Consider the following 16,625-nt stretch of genomic DNA (forward strand, 5'->3'; position numbering starts at 1 on the left):
CAACCTCGACAGTCGGTAAAAAAGAAGTTTCAAAATGACAGTGGCGACATTCTAGCGACTCGACGCGCGAGTGTCCGCCCCTTGAGTCGGCCGCGCCCATCACCGAAGATGCCTACCTCAACCTAGAGGATAGCCATGGACACGCAAACCCTGGTCGACATGCGCGCCGAGCTATGGCTCGCCCTGGCCCCGCTGTGGCTCGAACGCGAACCTCGCGAGAGCGACTACACCCGCATGGTCGAGGAAATCGAGCGCCATGATCTGACGCTCCAGGAGCTGGAGTGGATATTTCGCCTGGAGCTGGCACCGGTGCTGGCACGCCACCAACTGTCGGTGGCCGGCGAATGGCGCCGCTTCAACGACCGCCAGCTAGTGGCCCAACTGGTCGCTCACTATCAGCGGCTAAGCGGCTGGCGCAGGAAGATGTGGATGCTGTTCTCGGGGCTGACCACCATGATGACCCGCCACCGCTGGAATGAGCTGATGATGCGCGTGATGGTGGAACGCGGCGAAGCCCCGAAGCAGTCCTGACCGACGCCACCCCATGCAAGCCCTGGCACTGGATGCCGTGGGCAAGGGCTTCAGAAAGCGTGCGTTTCAGGCGGAAAAGGGCTCATCCAGCGCTGCTTCCAGGGCCTCGCGAATCTCACGCTCTCCTTCCCGCGGCCCGAAACGGCGCAGTACCTGGCCCTCGCGGCCAACCAGGAACTTGGTGAAATTCCACTTGATGGCCGTGGTGCCAAGCACGCCCGGGGCCTGACGGCGCAGCTCAACGAACAGCGGGTGGGTACCCGGACCGTTGACCCGGACCTTCTGGAGCAGCGGAAAGGTCACCCCAAACTCCTGCTCACCGAACTTGCAGAAGGCGGGGGCCGATTCCGGCGATTGACGAGCAAACTGGTTGCAGGGGAAGCCCAGCACCATGAACCCCCGCTCGCGATAGCGGCGATAGAGGTTCTCGAGTTCCTTGAGCTGTGGGGTGAAACCGCAGCGGCTGGCGACGTTGACGACCAGCAGCACCTGTCCACGCAAGGCGAGCAGGTTGAAGGGTTCGCCCGCGGCAGTTTGACAGTCGATGTCGTGGATATGCATGGCGAGCACCAGTCCGGCTTTAGTCTCCAAGATGCCATGTCTGTCGCCAACGCGCCAGCCTGCCGGCGCTTCCTGAGCGGCATCGCCGGATGCTGAGAAACAGGCGCCGCCACTCGTGTCGGCGCACCTCAAAGCGTGTCCGCCAGCGGTCGCGCTCGTCTCCATCGAGGGGGGCATAGTAGAGCTGCTCGATGGCCTCGGCTAACGCCTCGCACGCCGCGGCGAAATCCCGCCGGCCCTGCAGGTCCTCAGCGCCCACGCCCGTCGCGCCTATATCACCGCTCAGCGACTGCATCGCCAGGCGGCGAAGGTGCGCTGCCGGGGATTCAGCGGGGCGCGCCGGGTGTCCATGGCGCTCGAGCCAGGCCGCATCGGCAAGCAGTATCTGGTGCAGCGTCGCCGGTCCACGCAAGCGTCTGATAGCCGTTCGCAGGCCAATGCCAAGCAACGCGACTATCGCAAGCCCCGCCAATGCCACTGCCAGCCCCCAGCCCGCGATGACCAGAGCACCAGCAGCGCCCGCCGAGATCATGGCCAGGACACCTTCCTTCAGATCAGAAACAGCGTTGATGAACGCCTCCAGCGCCTGCTTTAGCTGCGCCATCAGCGCCTCACGATGGCCGCGCTCATAGCCCACGACCTGGCGCTGCCAGCGGTATTCGAGCCTTTCCCAGGCAAGCCTTGCACTGTTCAACCAGGCGACGTCGCGAAAACGCAGTGCCGACAGGCGGGCATCGGCCAGGAAGGCCTCACTGCCGTCACTCAGGGCCGCCGGGCCCTGTTCGATGCGCTCAGGCGCGATCACCGCCGTAGGGTCAAGCCGCCGCCAGCTGCCCTCGCGCCAGACCTCGACCCAGGCATGGGCGTCGTAATCGCGCACCGTCAGGTGCCCGTCCGGGTGACGCTCACCGCCTTGAAAGCCTGCCACCACTCGCGCGGGAATCCCCACGGCCCGCGCCAGCATGGCGGTGGCCGAGGCATAGTGGGCGCAGTAGCCAGCCCGGCTATCGAACAGGAAGGCATCGACGCGATGCTCGCCAGTGAGCCGCGGCGGTTCGAGGGTATAGCGATACGGCGCCTGCGCGAAGCGCGCCATCACGGCGGCCAGATAGGCCTGAGGGTCCCCTTCGGCGTCGCGCCACAGCGCCTTGGCAAGCGCCAGGGTACGCGGGTTGCGCCCCTGGGGCAGCAGCGTATGCCAGGCGCGGCCGGCCGGGTCGGCGAAGCTCGGTGCCTCGCCACTGCTCTTGAGCGTCACTAGACCGCGTGAGGATAGCGATGTGAGGCCTTCGACGGTGCCATCGCCGAGAAAACGCTGTCGCTCGGGACTTGCCAGTGGCGTACCCAGCGAAGGTCGCCAGGGCCGGCTGTCCGGCTCAAGCAACAGCTCGGTCCGGTAAGGCGCCGGGCGCCCCTCGGACGCGTCAGCGGTGGCTTTCTGCGAGACCAGGTCTGACATCATGGAGGCCGACACAAAGGGATTGCGCCGCGCCGAGCGGGCGAAGTCACGTACCGGGCGCTCGAGGGTCGCCGCAAGCGACTCAGGCGTCTCCCGCGACCAGCGCTCGCCATCGAAGTGGCTCAGGGTATAGACCCGCCAGTAGCGTTTGGCAGGCGGCGGCACCGCCCCCTCGAAGCTCGCCCGAAAGGCGCGGTCATCGCTTCTCGAAAGCCTGGCAAAGTCGCCCGGTGCCATGCTGTCGGACAACCCCGTCGAGGCCCGTTCGAGCGTCGGCAGGCTCCACAGCGGTTCGAACCGCGGCATGGCGATAAAGACCGCCACCATCAGCGGCGCCGAAAGCCCCATCAGCCAGGCCGTCTCACGCCAGGCGATGCGGTTGGCAGATGAGTGCGGGCCGCCGGTCAGGGCCACCAGCGACTGCACCAGCCAACTCGCCACCAGCACCGCGCCAAGCGCCGTCACGATGCCCTGGTCGTGCAGAAAACTGGCCGTCAGCGCCACGAAGCCGATACCGATCACCACCCGCGCATCGCGCCGGGTGCGGGTCTCCAGAAGCTTCAACAGGTAGATACCGATCAATAACCCGAGCAGCGCCTCGAGACGTCCGAAGCTGCCGTACTCGGCCCACAGGGCGACGAGCAGTGCCGCCACCGCGACCAGACGCAACGCCACGCCACGCCGGCTCTGGGCGCCCGTTCGATCAGCTGGCGATGACGCCGCCAGGCCACCAGAGCAGCCACCGCCATCAGCCAAAGCGGCATGACCGCCAGATGCATGCCAAGCACCAGGCACTGGCCGATGAACAGCTGGCGCAGCATGGCGGCTGACAGCGTTTCACCATCGGCCAGCAGCACGGGAGTGCCAACAGCCTTCACGGTGTCCCCTCCCCGGCAGCATTGCCTGGCACATCTCCTGGCACATCGCCGTCGGGTGCCCGCGGCGCGAGGCCTTCGCGAAAGACATCCTCGCCAAAGCCACGCTTCTGAGAGATACCCTCTCGAGAAATATCTTCGCTGGAGGCGCTTTCAGAAGGAAAGTACGCCAGAGCACTCAAGGCTCGGCGCCGCTGAGCAAAGCCACTGGCGGGCGAAAGTGTGAGACCGGGCAGGCGCAGGCCGAAGGGCTCGCCGCGGCGATGATAGGCGAGCACCTGAGCACAGAGCCACGACAGGCGCGCTTCCCTATCGCCACTGATCGCGGCGTAATCAAGCCAGGTCGGCGGCGCCGGTGGTTCGGTGAAGTGTTTCGTCGCAAGCACCCCGGTGCGGCTCCACTGCTTCCAGGCGAGCCGGGATGGCGAATCACCGGGCACGTAGCGTTTGAGCCCGGCGAAGTCCTGCGCCTCACGCGGCGCTCGTGGCCTTGCCACCTCTGGCGCTGTCTGACCCGCAACCGGTGATGGCGTGACGGTCTCGGCGCCGGACAAGGGCTCAGGATAGACCAGCAGCGTCTCGGGGCTCTCGATCCAGGCAAGCGCCCGCACCAGCCCCAGCGGCCAGTCGCTTTCCAGACGCAAACGCGGCAGCGGCTGCGCGCCCCGTATCGTGACCGGCCAGCCAATCGTCAGACTGGCCTCGCCATCGACGACATCGACCGTCTCACGCGACCCCGCATGCTGGGGCTTGGCCCGTCGACCCGCCCTGCGGCCCAGCCGCCGGCCCAGGCACACGACCAGCGCCTGGCGGTCCCGGGAGGCAGCGAGCCGCACCCGAAGCTGGGCCTCGCTGCCAACAAAGGCCTCCCCTTCGGGCGTGATGGTCAGGCGCACGCCAAGCAGGTTGCGCCAGCCACGAAAGAGCGCCACCAGGGCGATGGCGAACAGCCAGAAAGACAGGCCATAGGCGAGGTTGTTCTGGTAGTTGGCACCGAACAGAAACAGGATCAGCACCAGGCCCGCCCAGGCCAGGCCGAAACCGGTGGGCACCACAAAGAGCCGATGCTGGGAGAGCGGTGCGTCGGCCGGAATGGACCGACGCTTCCAGCTCCAGTGACGCAGCCATGCCCATCCCCGCGCCAGCGGCCCGGCCCCCGAGGCGTCTCTATATCTCATGACACTTTTCATCGACATCTATCATCGACTAGCCAAGCACCGGCACAGAGGTAAGCAACTGCCTCGCCAGCCGCTCATCGGCTTCACGGTTGCCGCTGCTCAGCCGATGAGCGACCACCGGCACCCACACCGCTTGAATGTCCTCGGGCAAGACATGATCACGCCCTTCGAGCAGCGCCCAGCCTCGGGCCGCCTGAAGCAGCGCCAGCACGCCGCGGGTCGAGAGCCCCCAGGGCAGGTCGCGGTGACTGCGGCTGGCCGCCGCCAGCGCCTGTACGTAGTCGAGCAGCGGTTCGGCGACATGCAGGCGCGCGAGCCGCGCCTGCATGTCGCGCAAGGTGGTCGCATCGAGCAATACCGGCAACTCATCGAGGCGCGAGCGCCCCGCTTCGCCGCGCAGAATTTCGCGCTCGGCCTGACGGTCGGGATAGCCAAGCGAGAGTCGCATCAGGAAACGGTCGAGCTGAGACTCAGGCAGCGGGAAGGTACCCGCCTGATCCTGGGGATTCTGGGTGGCGATCACGAAGAAAGGATCGGGTAGCGCGCGGGTCTCGCCTTCAACGGTCACCTGCCCTTCTTCCATCGCCTCGAGCAGCGCGCTCTGCGTCTTGGGCGTGGCCCGGTTGACCTCATCGGCCAGCACCAGACCATGAAACACCGGCCCAGGGTGAAAATGAAAACGCCCTTGCCCCGGATCGAAGACCGAGACCCCGAGCACATCGGCGGGCAGCAGGTCGCTGGTGAACTGCAAGCGCTGCATGTCGAGTCCAGTGACCCGCGCCAGCGCCTGAGCCAGGGTGGTCTTGCCAAGCCCCGGCAGATCCTCGATCAAGAGATGACCTCGACACAGCAGACAGCACAGCGCCAGCCGCACCTCCTGCGGTTTGCCGCGCACCACCATCGACAGCACCGCAACGAGCTCATCGACGCTCGCCTGGTGCGCCGAAAGCGAGTTCATGCCGCCTCCTCGAGCCAGCCACCGGCATACAGCATGCCCAGCGCGCTGTGGGTATCGGGTGTCGCGGTCTCAAGCGCCAGCGCCTCCTTGAGCGGCATCCAGCGCACCGAGGCGACTTCTTCAGGCTGCAGACAAAGCGGCCCGTCGTAATCGACCAGGTAGATGCTGCCATAGATGTGGTGACCGTCCTTGGCATAACGGAAATCGCCACAGGAACGCAGCGGCTGACCACGAATACCCAGCTCCTCGGCAAGCTCGCGACGCGCCGCCTGATGCACGGCCTCACCGGCCCCCACCACGCCGCCGGCGGCCAGGTCATCATCCCCGGGGAAGACTTCCTTGGTCAGCGTGCGACGCTGTACGCAGATGTCTCCCGTGGCGTTTCGCACCACGATATAGGTCGCCCGGTGCCAGAAATGGAAGCGGCGCATCATCGCCCGGGGCGCGCTGCCGCAAGGTCGGTTGCGGGCATCGACCAGCTGGATATGTTCATCGGCGACCACCGGGGGCGGCAACGTGGAATCATTGGCAGTCATCGGGCTCTCCCTGTCGGATCAGTCTTTTAGCCTAACCAGTCACACGAGACAGGGCCAGCCTTGAGGCGTTTGACCGATCAGTGAGCGCTGACCATGCTCAGAAGATGCTCGCCTCGAAACGCGCTCGCTGCCTTCGAGGCACCGCCGGGAGACTCGCCATGGCCGATTTCGCACCCCGTGAACATCTTGCCACTCATGACATCGTCAACCAGCCACCGGTGCCCAGCGACGAAGACTGGCTTACCGACGACCTTCCGCTGCGTGAGGCCCTATCGCACCAGGCGCCCGCCTGGGTGCCACGTCGCCTCGCCGCCCTCGGTCGAGCGGTGGGCAGCCAACGACTTCAGGCACTGGGTGAGGCCGCCAATCAGCATCCGCCACGCTTGCGGCTATTTGATCGCCACGGACGGCGCCTGGACGAGGTCGAGTATCACCCCGCCTATCACGCGCTGATGCATGAAGCCTTCGATCACGGTTGGCATGCAGTGGCCTGGCAGGAAGAAGGCCGCGGCGGCCATCAGGCTCATGTGGCCGCGCTCTACCTGCTGACCCAGGCCGAACCCGGCATCTGCTGTCCGCTAACCATGACCCATGCCGCCATGCCAGTGCTGCGCCAGAAAAAGCGGGTGATGGCCCATTGGGGGTCGCGGCTGCTGACCTGGGGCTATGACCCGCGTGCCCATCCAAGCGATGACAAGACGGCGGTGACGCTGGGCATGGCGATGACCGAGAAACAGGGCGGCAGCGACGTGCGGGCCAATACCACCTACGCCGAAGTGGCCGACAGTGACCGCAACGGCGCCTGGCTGAGCGGCCACAAGTGGTTCTGTAGTGCGCCGATGTCGGATGCCTTCCTGACCCTGGCGCAAACGTCTGACGGCCTTGACTGCTTTCTGGTGCCACGTTTCCAGCCCGACGGCCGTCGCAACCCGATCGAGATTCAGCGCTTGAAGGACAAGTGCGGCAACCGCGCCAACGCCTCAGCCGAAATCGAGTACCGCCATGCCTGGGCACAGCCCATCGGTGAGCCGGGCCGTGGTATCGCCACCATCCTCGAGATGGTCCAGCAGACCCGTCTCGATGCTGCCGTGGCGCCAGTGGGCATGATGCGCCAGGCCCTGCGCGAGGCATGGCGATACAGCTGCCATCGCCACGCCTTCGGCCGACCGCTCGCCGAGCAGCCACTAATGCGCATGGTGATCGCCGATCTGGCGCTTGAGGTCGAGGCCGGGGTAGGCCTTGGCCTGCGAGCGGCCAGCGCCTTCGATGGCGCCGCCAGTGGCCACGACCACGAACGCGCCCTGGCACGCCTCCTGCCGACACTGGCCAAGTACTGGCACAACAAACGCGGCCCCGGTTTCATGGCCGAGGCCATGGAGTGCCTGGGCGGCATCGGCTATGTGGAGGAAACACCGCTTGCCAGGCTATATCGCGAAGCACCGGTAAATTCGATCTGGGAAGGGTCCGGCAACGTCATCTGCCTGGATGTCCTACGGGTGATGGCGCGTCATCCGGAAAGCATCGAGGCACTGATGAGCGAGCTCAAGGCAGCACACAGTCAGCAGGCCGACTTCGACCGCGCGCTGGCCGAGCTCGAGCAGGCATTGACGGCAGGCGACGAGACGATGACCCTGCGCGCCCGTTGGCTGACACAGCGCATGGCCCAGACCCTGCAAGCGGCGCTTCTTCTGCGCCATGCCCCCACGGCGATAGCCGAGACGTTCTGCCGTTCGCGACTTGGCCATGACCCGAGCCCGGCCTATGGGGTGCTGCCGGCGGACGCGCCGCTTGCCGCTATTCTTGAACGCATCACGTCTTGAAACCGCTTGAAAGCGGTCGTGTGGTCATCAAACGGGGGGACGCGGGTGTTAAAAATGATGCCGGGATCAAGGCGTGTGACTGAGGGACTGGGCGATCCTTGACTGCCATAATCGGTCATCATGTGCATGATCCGCATTCGAGCAGGGTGACGGGCAGCTTCCCAGGCGTGTGAGCAATGAAAGCAGGTCCTCTACCGGCATCGGCCTTGCCAGCGCGAAGCCCTGAGCATGGGTACAGCCAAAACGCACCAACGTCTCAAGGCACTCCAGCGTCTCGACCCCCTCGGCCACTACCCGGATACCCAGGCGCTGACCGAGTAGTGCCACCGCCTCGACAATAGCCGCATCCTCAGGGTTTTCGTTGAGATGGCGAACAAAACCTCGGTCGATCTTCACTTCGCTGATCGGTAACAACTGCAGGCGAGCCAGAGACGAGAAGCCAATACCGAAATCATCGACCGACAGCTCCATACCCAGCAGATGCAGCCTTGCCGCCACCTCACTGCTCAATAGCTCATCCTGCATGGCATCATTTTCGGTGATTTCCACCACCAGCGAGAGCCAATATCCCAGCGACTGCTGCAGCTCGTTCATCAACGGCACCAGGTCGTCGTTCAGCAGTTCGGTGGGCGAGATATTGATCGACACCGAGAGCCGGTGACCCGCGACCACCCAGCGCTGGGCATCGTACGCCACCCGGGCGACGATATGCCGGGTCATCTGCCGCGTCTGTTCCGGCGTCATCAGCTTGAGGAAGCGACCCGGACAGATCAGGCCAAACTCGGGATGCTGCCAGCGCACCAGCACCTCGACCCCGCTCAGCGTCTGAGAGCTCAAATCAAACTGGGGCTGGTAGTGAACCACGAGTTCCTGCTCGCTCAGCGCGCGGGCAATCTCTTCTCGTCCCCACTCTTGCCCGCCTTTTCCGGACACCTCGCCCTGTGACGGCATCAAAAGCCCGTCGAGACTCGCGCTCAGGTCATGCAGGGAATAGGGCTTGCTCAGCGAATCCAGCATCGTCAGGCCGAGGGTCTGGCCGACCCGTTCGGCGATGCGCATGACCTTGGGGGCCACGCCACTCAGCAACATCACCGCGCCGTTATATTCGAGCTCGGCCAGGTAGCGCAGGGTATCGATGCCCTCGACGCCGTCGATTTCCAGATCGAGGATCACCAGACGCGGCCGCAGATGGGCAAGACATGGCCGCAGGTCAGAGGCCAGGTGGTGAGTCGAGATACCCAAGGTGCGTAATTGCAGTGACAGAGCAGCCAAGATATCAGGGTCATTGTCGACGACAACAGCCAGCGGAGCAGTATCCAGAGGCATGAGCACTCTCACTATGAAAGTTTTAACTAAGTTCGCATGCAACCATTACATAACTTATACATCGAGCCCAGCCATCACCCTGTTAAAGACCGGACTACCCGACCACAACCCGCAATGCCAGGCCGAGAAGAATCACCCCGGTGAGGCGATTGATCCAGTGGGAGCGAGCCTGCAACCAGGGCAACACCGACGAATGCGAAAACGCCACCGCCACCAGTACATACCACCCGCCATCGATCACCATGGCGGTGGCAACGATCAAGGCCTTGGCAGCCACGCCCATGTCCGGACTGACGAACTGGCTGAGCAGGGCAACGAAGAACAGGATCAGCTTGGGATTGCCAAGCGCCACCAGCATTCCATCGCGAGCCGCCTGCACGCGGGTCGTGGCAACGCCACTGGCCTGCAGTGCTGATGCCCGACCGGCCCGCAATGCCTTGATACCTAACCAGGCGAGATACGCAGCACCACCCCAGGTGATCACCTGAAAGAGCATCGGGTGGCGGGCGATCAACGCGCCCAGCCCCCAGACCGTCAACAGCGCATAGAGCCCCACCCCCAGGGCATGCGCAAGCGCCGCCACCACACCCGGCAAGCGCCCCCCACCCAAGGTATGGCGAAGCACCAGCGCCAGGCTGGGCCCCGGCGACATGGCGCCCATGGCGCATACCGCCGCCAGCGACAACCACAGGGTCATCGGCATGCTCTGCTCCTTTATCGTATAGCTGACCCGCCCGGCGCGGCCGGAAGCCGTGCGCCTCCCTGGCTGGCCATGGCAAGAACGAACGTCGCTCCGGCCCATCAGGGTGCCGGAGCGCAATGCAAGGCAGCTATCTTAGTCCCCGACCCCATCTTCGCCAAGCCGAGCCGCGATTTAGCCAGGCCAAGGTTCTATGCAATGCCCCACGCCCTGCGTGAGGCTCATCTGCTTACCTGTCCCTTATCTGCCCTCATGTAGCCTGCCCTGAGGAAGCACCAAACACGAAGGCCGATTGCACGCTGCCCATCACCTCGTCTTCGAAGGCCTTTACCCCTGGCGCCTCACCACCGGCAGCGGCCGCCACGAACAACGGCAGCAGGTGTTCCTCCTCGGGGTGTGATTCGCGTCCACCGGGGGCCGTCGCCCAGTCCCGCAGTCGCGATGCACGCGCCTCACCGGGCAACGCCACGGTCTCGCTCAACCAGGCATCGAAGGCCCGGGAGTCCGGGTCGACCGGGCCGTCGCCACGCTTGAAACGGGCCATGTTGTGATAGCTCATGCCGCTACCGATGATCAGCACACCCTGCTCGCGCAGCGGGGCCAGGACGCGTCCCAGGGCCAGGTGCTCGTCCGGGTCGAGCCCTTTTTTCAGCGAGAGCTGCACCACCGGCACATCGGCCTTCGGAAAGACCAGCTTGAGCGGAATGAAGACGCCGTGATCGAGCCCGCGATGATGCTCCTCGGCGCTTGCAATCCCCGCCTCGGCCAGTTGCTCACGTACCTCGGCGGCAAGCGCCGGGTCGCCCTGGGCCGGCCAGCTCAGGTGATAGGTGTGGTCGGGAAAGCCGTAGTAGTCGTAATACAGTGACGGCGCCGATTGGGCATTGACGGTGAAGGTATCAGCCTGCCAGTGCGCCGAGATCACCAGAATCGCCCGCGGCTCCACCTTCAGGGACTCGGTAAGGCCGCCAAGCCAGGCGGCCATTGGCTCCCAGAGCCCCGCTGGCTGCCAGTCCATGAAGAAGCAGGGGCCGGCGCCATGAGGAAGAAATACCGTGGGCAGTGGGTGGGAAGAAGTCGTCATGGTCGAGCCTTTGTTACGCAAATGAGAGAGACGCCGGGAAGGGGAACCGCCCCGGTACCGGCTCATCGAGGCCAGCACCGAGGAGGTGGGTAGCACCGCTCAGTGTCGCCCCGTCAGATCTTCAGGCCGAGCTTCGCATCCAGCGAGAAGCGATCGCCGCCGCGCAGCAGGATGGCCAGGGCGACCAGCCCCCACATCAGCGGATATTCGACGCCGCCGTTGGACCAGAAGAAGCCATTGGGAATATGCACGGTCAGTGCCACGCCCATCAGCACCATGACCCCAAGCGCCGCGGGACGCGTCAAGAGCCCCAGCACCAGCGCCAGGCCACCGAAGAACTCGACCAGACCCGCCAGCAGGGCAAAGAGTACACCAGGGGTCATGCCAAGGCTCTCGGCGAAGAACTGCCCCGTCGCCTCCAGGCCATAGCCGCCGAACCAGCCAAAGAGCTTCTGGGCACCATGCGGCATCAGCAAAAGGCCTGCGGTCACGCGAATCAACGGATAGGCAAGCACCGAGAGGCGCTGGAAGATGGCCGGGCCAGGGGTGGCGGTAGCAGCGGCATCGGTGGCAATAGCGGTATTCCGGATCATGAGAGAGTCCTCGCATCAACGTTGGGCCGCACTATCTGTGCGACCATGATTGGGCCAACAAGGGCACTTGTCCCTGTTGATGGAAGACAGCATATTGAGGTTTCCAATTTTCTGACAGAGAGTGAAATGGCAACTCATGGTTGATGATTCAGAAACCTCAGGCAGTTTCACTCTGGGCGGTGCACTAGACGATATCCGCGCCTTCTGCGCCGTGGTGGAATTCGGCTCCATCTCCGCGGCGGCGCGGGAGCTTCGGGAAACCAAGGGTGGGGTCAGCCGGCGTATCTCGCGGCTGGAAAGCCGGCTCGGGGCAGCGTTACTGGCCCGCACGCCTCGCGCGGTCAGCGCTACAGAGGAAGGACTGCTCTTTCATACCAAGGCCCGGGAGGCCCTGGGTCTGCTGGAAGATGCCACCGAAGGGGCCCGCGCCTCTCGCTCTGAACCCCAGGGCAATCTGCGCGTCACCGCGCCGGTCGATATGGGCATCGACCTGCTGCCGGCGCTGGTGGTCAGGTTTCGCGCCCTGCATCCGCAGATCCGCATCGAACTGCTGATCACCGATACAGCGCTTGATCTCGCCGCCAACCGCATCGACCTGGCCCTGCGCGCCAGCGCCGACGACCTGCCTGACATGAACTATCGCGCCTCTTCCATCGCCGACTTCCGCATGCGCCTGTATGCATCGCCAAGCTATCTGGAGGCACACGGGGTGCCGGCGGTGCCAAGCGATCTTACCCATCACAGCCTGGCGAGCTGTCGGGAAATGGAAGGCCCTGCCCCCCTGGTGCTCACCGACCCTCGCGGCAAGCGCAGCGAGATCAGCGCCCGCCCCGACCTGCGGGCCTCCGACTACTCAAGTCTCGCTCGGCTGCTGGCCGCCGGTGGCGGCATCGGTGTGCTGCCGAGCCTGATCGCCCGCCCCTTCCTCGATGACCAGCGCCTGGTGCCCGTGCTGGCCGACTACGCCCTCAGCGAAGGCAGGCTCTATGCCATCACCCTCTCCGGCCTCGAGGCCCCGGCGCGCGTGCGGGTCTTCCGCGACTTCCTGCGCGAGGCGTTGGCTCACTGAGCCATGCTCCTCAGCGCTCCGGCCAGAGTGACGATGCAGCGTCTATTCTTGAAAGAGTGCTTGGGAACAGTGCTTGGAAATAGCGCTTGGCCTCTTGCCAGCGCCATCAAGGCCGACGCCATCAGGGTCGACGCCAGGGAGGGACGAAATGAAGAAAGAGACGCCCGAGGAACGGGAATACAGGCGCCTGAGAGATGAGATCAATGGCGTGACGCTTGCCCGGCTGCTGTTCGTCTTCTTCGCCATCCGGCACGCCGTCACGGGCGATTGGATCGAGGCCGTTATCCTGCTGGTCCTGGCCTACCTGCTGCGCATCTTCTTGCCCGTGACGCGCTAGGTCGGGCTTGGCACCGCGCTCGCCGCGCCGAGTTCTCGCAGGCCACCACGACGAAGCCGGTGGATCTCTCGATCCGCCGGCTTCGTGATAGGGCTATGGGATAGGGCTTCGCAGGGAGCTTCACGGGCGATCCGGCCTCGTGGCGAGGGCGAGCCGCGTGATCCGCTGGCGCGTCACATCTAGAAGGCTTCCCACTCCGCCTCGGCCGGCTCCACCGACCGGTTACGGGCCGGTGCCGACGGGGATGCCGATGCAGGCGCGCTGCCGCGGGACTGCGACGGCAGCGACAGCGCTTCCGGGCGGGAAGACGCCGCCACGCTCCCCTCGCCCAGCACGAAGGCACCGAGCAGCCGCTGAAGCTGTTCGGCCTGGTCGCGCATCTGGCTGGCGGTGGTGGTCGACTGCTGCACCATGGCGGCGTTCTGCTGGGTCATGGTGTCCATCTCGGTCACGGCCGTGTTGACCTGGCCGATGCCGGTGCTCTGCTCCTTGGCACCGGCGGAGATCTCGCCGATCACGTCGGTCACCTTGGCCACGCTCGCGGCGATCTCCTGCATGGTGGCGCCGGCATTGCGCACCAGCTCGCGGCCCGATTCGGTGTGGGCAGCGGAGGCGTCGATCAGCCCGCGGATCTCCTTGGAGGCCTCACTCGAGCGGCTCGCCAGCGTGCGCACCTCTTCGGCCACGACGGCGAAGCCGCGGCCGTGCTCGCCGGCGCGGGCCGCCTCCACCGAGGCATTGAGGGCCAGGATGTTGGTCTGGAAGGCGATCGAATCGATCATGCTGACAATGTCGCTGACCTTGCTGGACGAGTCGTGGATGTCGGCCATGGTGCGCTCGACCTCATGCATCGCCGACTCGCCGCGCCGCGCCACCTCGGCGGTGCCGAGCACCAGCTGGTTGGCCTGCTGGGCCGACTGGGCGCTGTGATCCACGGTGGAGGTGATCTCCTCCATCGACGCCGAAGTCTGCTGCAGGTTGGCCGCCGCCTGCTCGGTCCGGGTCGCCAGTTCCTGGCTGCCCTGCTCCATCTCGGTCGCCGCGTCGTGCACGTGGCTGGTGCTGGCACGCACCTCACGCAGGGTGTCCTGCATGCGCGAAACGAAGGCATTGAAGCCCTCGGCCAGCTGGCCGACCTCGTCATTCGTCGCGACCTCGAGCCGCTGGGTCAGGTCGCCCTGGCCGCTGGCGATGCCGCCCATCGCCTGGGCAGCGGAGCGGATCGGCCGGATGGTGCGCTTGACCAGCCAGCTCGCCAGCACCGCAACGGCGATGAAGAGGGCCAGCGCGATCAGCAGCGACTTGATGATCGAGCCATGAAGGCTATCCTCGGCGAGGGCCTGGGCATCGGCCATGGCCGTGTCGACATCCACCGCATAGACGCCAGCGCCCAGCATCCAGCCCCACTTCTCCAGCGGGAGCGTATAGGAGTACTTGTTTTCTTCCTGCTGAGTGGTGGGATGCGGCCAGGAGTATTCATAGAAGCCGCCGCCGGCCTTGGCGACATCGATCAACGAACTGATGATGTAATCCCCGTTCGACCCCTGCAGGTCGATCAGATTCTTGCCTTCGAGATCGCGATTGGCATGGGCCACGGTGGTGCCATCGTAGCGAAACACGAAGACGTAGTTCTCACCGTCGAAACGGATCGAGCGCAGCAGCTCGGCCACGCGAGCCTTGGCCTCCTCATCGTTGGGGCCGGCCTTGTCATAGATGGGCGCGATGGCGCTCCTGGCCGCCAGCACCACGTCCTTCACGGCCTCCTTACGGCCCTCAAGGAGTTCTTTACGCTGTTCCGCCATATGCTCGTGTGAGGACTGAATGTTGTGGTAGATGTTCATGCTCACCAGCGTGATGGTGATCAACAGCATGGGGACCAGTACCAGCGTCATCACCTTGGTCTGCAGGTTCCATCGGCTCAGCCTATTGTTTTGTGTCGTCATAGATGCCCTTTCCCGAATACGTGCGTCTAGCGAATGAATGATGGTCGGCAGTCGACTATCTCTATCGGCATGAACACGCACCCACTTGATGCACCTGAGACCAAAGGAGGAAAAGCAGAGCATGAGGAAGGAAATGAGACCCGACAGGCAGCGCGGCGATGCATTATGGACGAACGCAATGGCTAGCTGTCGCTTGGCGATATGGCAGCGACGAAGCTGCAAGCACGAAGCCTGAGAACTAGGGACGCGCTGGATGGATTAATACGGGGGTGCTGAGGGCATCAAGACTCGGGGAGGGAAATGAGGCTTGATGTAATGGTGCCGGTGGTCGGACTCGAACCGACACACCCGTGAGGGCGGCGGATTTTGAATCCGCTGCGTCTACCAATTCCGCCACACCGGCAGCGGGGAGGAATTATACGCAAGAACGGCCCCGGGTCAATCATGAAAGTCACGCAAGCGACTGACTTCACTGGTGGGAACGGGTATCCTGTGCGCCTTGTCCGAATGGTCCAGTGCCATTCCAGCACCGCTTTAGCTAGCCCGAGTCGATATCTCCCATGCAGCGCGCCGATTTCCATTACGAGCTTCCCGACGAGCTTATCGCCCGTTATCCCTCCGAGCGTCGCAGTGACTGCCGCCTGTTGTGCGTCGATGGCGCCTCGGGGGCGCTTGAGCACCGCCGTTTTCCTGACCTGCTCGACGCGCTTGAGCCGGGTGATCTGTTGGTGTTCAACGATACGCGGGTGATTCCGGCCCGCCTGCACGGCCAGAAGGCCAGCGGCGGGCGCGTGGAGATGCTGCTCGAACGCCCATTGGATGCCCACCGCGGCCTGGCGCACATTCGCGCCAGCAAGTCGCCTAAGCCGGGCACCGAGCTGATCTTCGAGGGTGACGTTCGGGCGGTGGTGGAAGGCCGTCAGGATGCACTGTTCGAGCTGCGCTTCCTTGGCGAGACGCCCTTGATCGCGCTGCTCGAGGCCCACGGCCACATGCCGCTGCCGCCCTACATCACCCGCGAGGACGAACTCACCGACCGCGAGCGCTACCAGACGGTATATGCGCGTCGCGACGGCGCGGTGGCCGCACCCACCGCAGGCCTGCACTTCGACGAGCCGATGATGGCGGCCCTCGAGGAAAAAGGCATCGAGAGTGCCTTCGTCACGCTGCACGTGGGCGCTGGCACCTTCCAGCCGGTGCGCGCCGACGACATCCGCGACCACCACATGCACAGCGAGTGGATCGAGGTCGACGAGGTCGCCTGTGCCAAGGTTCGAGAGGCCAAGGCCCGCGGCAATCGGGTGGTGGCGGTGGGCACCACCGGCGTACGCTGCCTGGAATCGGCCTGCATGAAGAGCGAGGACGGCGAGATCGCGCCCTATCGCGGCGAGACCGACATCTTCATCTATCCGGGCTATGAATGGCGCTGCGTCGATGCGCTGGTGACCAACTTCCACCTGCCGGAATCGACGCTGCTGATGCTGGTCGCCTCCTTCGCGGGCTTCGAGGCGGTGATCAAGGCGTATGAGGCCGCGGTCGAAGAGCGCTATGCCTTCTTCAGCTATGGCGATGCCATGTTCCTGACCCGCAAGAGCGCGGGCTAGCGACCGACACCATTCGCCAATGGCCGGCGCCGTTCGCCAGGGCGTGCCCCA

Annotated in this window: 16 protein-coding genes and 1 tRNA gene; 5 read left to right on the forward strand and 12 right to left on the reverse strand. The window is 64.8% G+C overall.

Annotation, left to right across the window (positions count from 1 at the left end; translation table 11 throughout):
* Nucleotides 1–135: 135 nt before the first annotated feature.
* Nucleotides 136–531: a DUF7079 family protein gene (locus HF027_RS02135; RefSeq protein WP_136254013.1), complete on the forward strand. Its 396-nt coding sequence runs from the start codon at nt 136–138 to the stop codon at nt 529–531.
* A 66-nt stretch (nt 532–597) separates the two neighbouring features.
* Here HF027_RS02135 and HF027_RS02140 read toward each other — a convergent pair whose 3' ends face one another.
* From HF027_RS02140 to HF027_RS02165, 6 genes are read right to left on the reverse strand one after another with little or no spacing between them, the layout of a single operon-like run.
* Nucleotides 598–1,092, reverse strand: a complete 495-nt coding sequence (locus tag HF027_RS02140) for a glutathione peroxidase (protein WP_168012766.1) — start codon at nt 1,090–1,092, stop codon at nt 598–600.
* Between the two features lie 19 nt (nt 1,093–1,111).
* On the reverse strand, nt 1,112–3,226 hold the full coding sequence (locus tag HF027_RS02145) for a transglutaminase TgpA family protein (protein WP_168012437.1): 2,115 nt from the start codon (nt 3,224–3,226) through the stop codon (nt 1,112–1,114).
* Complete coding sequence (locus HF027_RS02150; RefSeq protein ID WP_168012439.1) at nt 3,130–3,429, reverse strand: hypothetical protein; 300 nt, start codon at nt 3,427–3,429, stop codon at nt 3,130–3,132. Before HF027_RS02150 ends, HF027_RS02145 begins: the two co-directional genes overlap by 97 nt.
* On the reverse strand, nt 3,426–4,604 hold the full coding sequence (locus tag HF027_RS02155) for a DUF58 domain-containing protein (protein WP_168012441.1): 1,179 nt from the start codon (nt 4,602–4,604) through the stop codon (nt 3,426–3,428). The genes HF027_RS02150 and HF027_RS02155 overlap by 4 nt, the downstream gene beginning before the upstream one ends.
* A 28-nt stretch (nt 4,605–4,632) precedes the next feature.
* Nucleotides 4,633–5,562: an AAA family ATPase gene (locus tag HF027_RS02160; RefSeq protein ID WP_168012443.1), complete on the reverse strand. Its 930-nt coding sequence runs from the start codon at nt 5,560–5,562 to the stop codon at nt 4,633–4,635.
* Nucleotides 5,559–6,098: an NUDIX hydrolase gene (locus HF027_RS02165; protein ID WP_168012445.1), complete on the reverse strand. Its 540-nt coding sequence runs from the start codon at nt 6,096–6,098 to the stop codon at nt 5,559–5,561. Before HF027_RS02165 ends, HF027_RS02160 begins: the two co-directional genes overlap by 4 nt.
* A gap of 158 nt (nt 6,099–6,256) precedes the next feature.
* On the opposite strand from HF027_RS02165, the gene HF027_RS02170 reads away from it, so the two are divergent.
* Nucleotides 6,257–7,918 (forward strand): acyl-CoA dehydrogenase family protein, encoded by a 1,662-nt coding sequence (locus tag HF027_RS02170; protein WP_168012447.1) that lies wholly within the window; start codon nt 6,257–6,259, stop codon nt 7,916–7,918.
* A gap of 66 nt (nt 7,919–7,984) precedes the next feature.
* Here the strand turns inward: HF027_RS02170 and HF027_RS02175 are convergent, their stop codons facing one another.
* The 4 genes from HF027_RS02175 to HF027_RS02190 form a co-directional block, all read right to left on the reverse strand.
* Nucleotides 7,985–9,244 carry an EAL domain-containing response regulator gene (locus tag HF027_RS02175; RefSeq protein WP_168012449.1) on the reverse strand — a complete coding sequence of 420 codons (1,260 nt, stop codon included), beginning with the start codon at nt 9,242–9,244 and terminating at the stop codon, nt 7,985–7,987.
* A 94-nt stretch (nt 9,245–9,338) separates the two neighbouring features.
* A complete protein-coding gene (locus HF027_RS02180) occupies nt 9,339–9,947 on the reverse strand; it encodes a LysE family translocator (protein ID WP_168012451.1) in 609 nt (202 codons plus the stop codon).
* 247 nt (nt 9,948–10,194) lie between these two features.
* Nucleotides 10,195–11,028, reverse strand: coding sequence for a DODA-type extradiol aromatic ring-opening family dioxygenase (locus HF027_RS02185; protein WP_168012453.1), 834 nt, complete (start codon nt 11,026–11,028; stop codon nt 10,195–10,197).
* 113 nt (nt 11,029–11,141) lie between these two features.
* Complete coding sequence (locus HF027_RS02190) at nt 11,142–11,621, reverse strand: DoxX family protein (protein ID WP_168012455.1); 480 nt, start codon at nt 11,619–11,621, stop codon at nt 11,142–11,144.
* A gap of 136 nt (nt 11,622–11,757) precedes the next feature.
* Here HF027_RS02190 and HF027_RS02195 point away from each other — a divergent pair, with 136 nt between their 5' ends.
* Nucleotides 11,758–12,690 (forward strand): LysR family transcriptional regulator, encoded by a 933-nt coding sequence (locus HF027_RS02195; RefSeq protein WP_168012457.1) that lies wholly within the window; start codon nt 11,758–11,760, stop codon nt 12,688–12,690.
* 148 nt (nt 12,691–12,838) lie between these two features.
* Entirely contained in the window at nt 12,839–13,027 is a 189-nt protein-coding gene (locus tag HF027_RS02200; protein ID WP_168012459.1) for a hypothetical protein, read from the forward strand.
* Nucleotides 13,028–13,206: 179 nt separating this feature from the next.
* Here the strand turns inward: HF027_RS02200 and HF027_RS02205 are convergent, their stop codons facing one another.
* Both HF027_RS02205 and HF027_RS02210 read right to left on the reverse strand, forming a co-directional pair.
* Nucleotides 13,207–14,970 carry a methyl-accepting chemotaxis protein gene (locus HF027_RS02205; RefSeq protein WP_168012461.1) on the reverse strand — a complete coding sequence of 588 codons (1,764 nt, stop codon included), beginning with the start codon at nt 14,968–14,970 and terminating at the stop codon, nt 13,207–13,209.
* 316 nt (nt 14,971–15,286) lie between these two features.
* Nucleotides 15,287–15,373, reverse strand: a tRNA-Leu gene (locus HF027_RS02210).
* 157 nt (nt 15,374–15,530) lie between these two features.
* Between HF027_RS02210 and queA the strand changes: the two genes are divergently transcribed.
* Complete coding sequence (gene queA, locus HF027_RS02215) at nt 15,531–16,574, forward strand: tRNA preQ1(34) S-adenosylmethionine ribosyltransferase-isomerase QueA (RefSeq protein WP_168012463.1); 1,044 nt, start codon at nt 15,531–15,533, stop codon at nt 16,572–16,574.
* Nucleotides 16,575–16,625: the final 51 nt, after the last annotated feature.

The sequence above is a fragment of the Halomonas salinarum genome (genome assembly GCF_012062845.1).
In the GTDB taxonomy this organism is placed as follows: Bacteria; Pseudomonadota; Gammaproteobacteria; order Pseudomonadales; family Halomonadaceae; genus Onishia; species Onishia salinarum.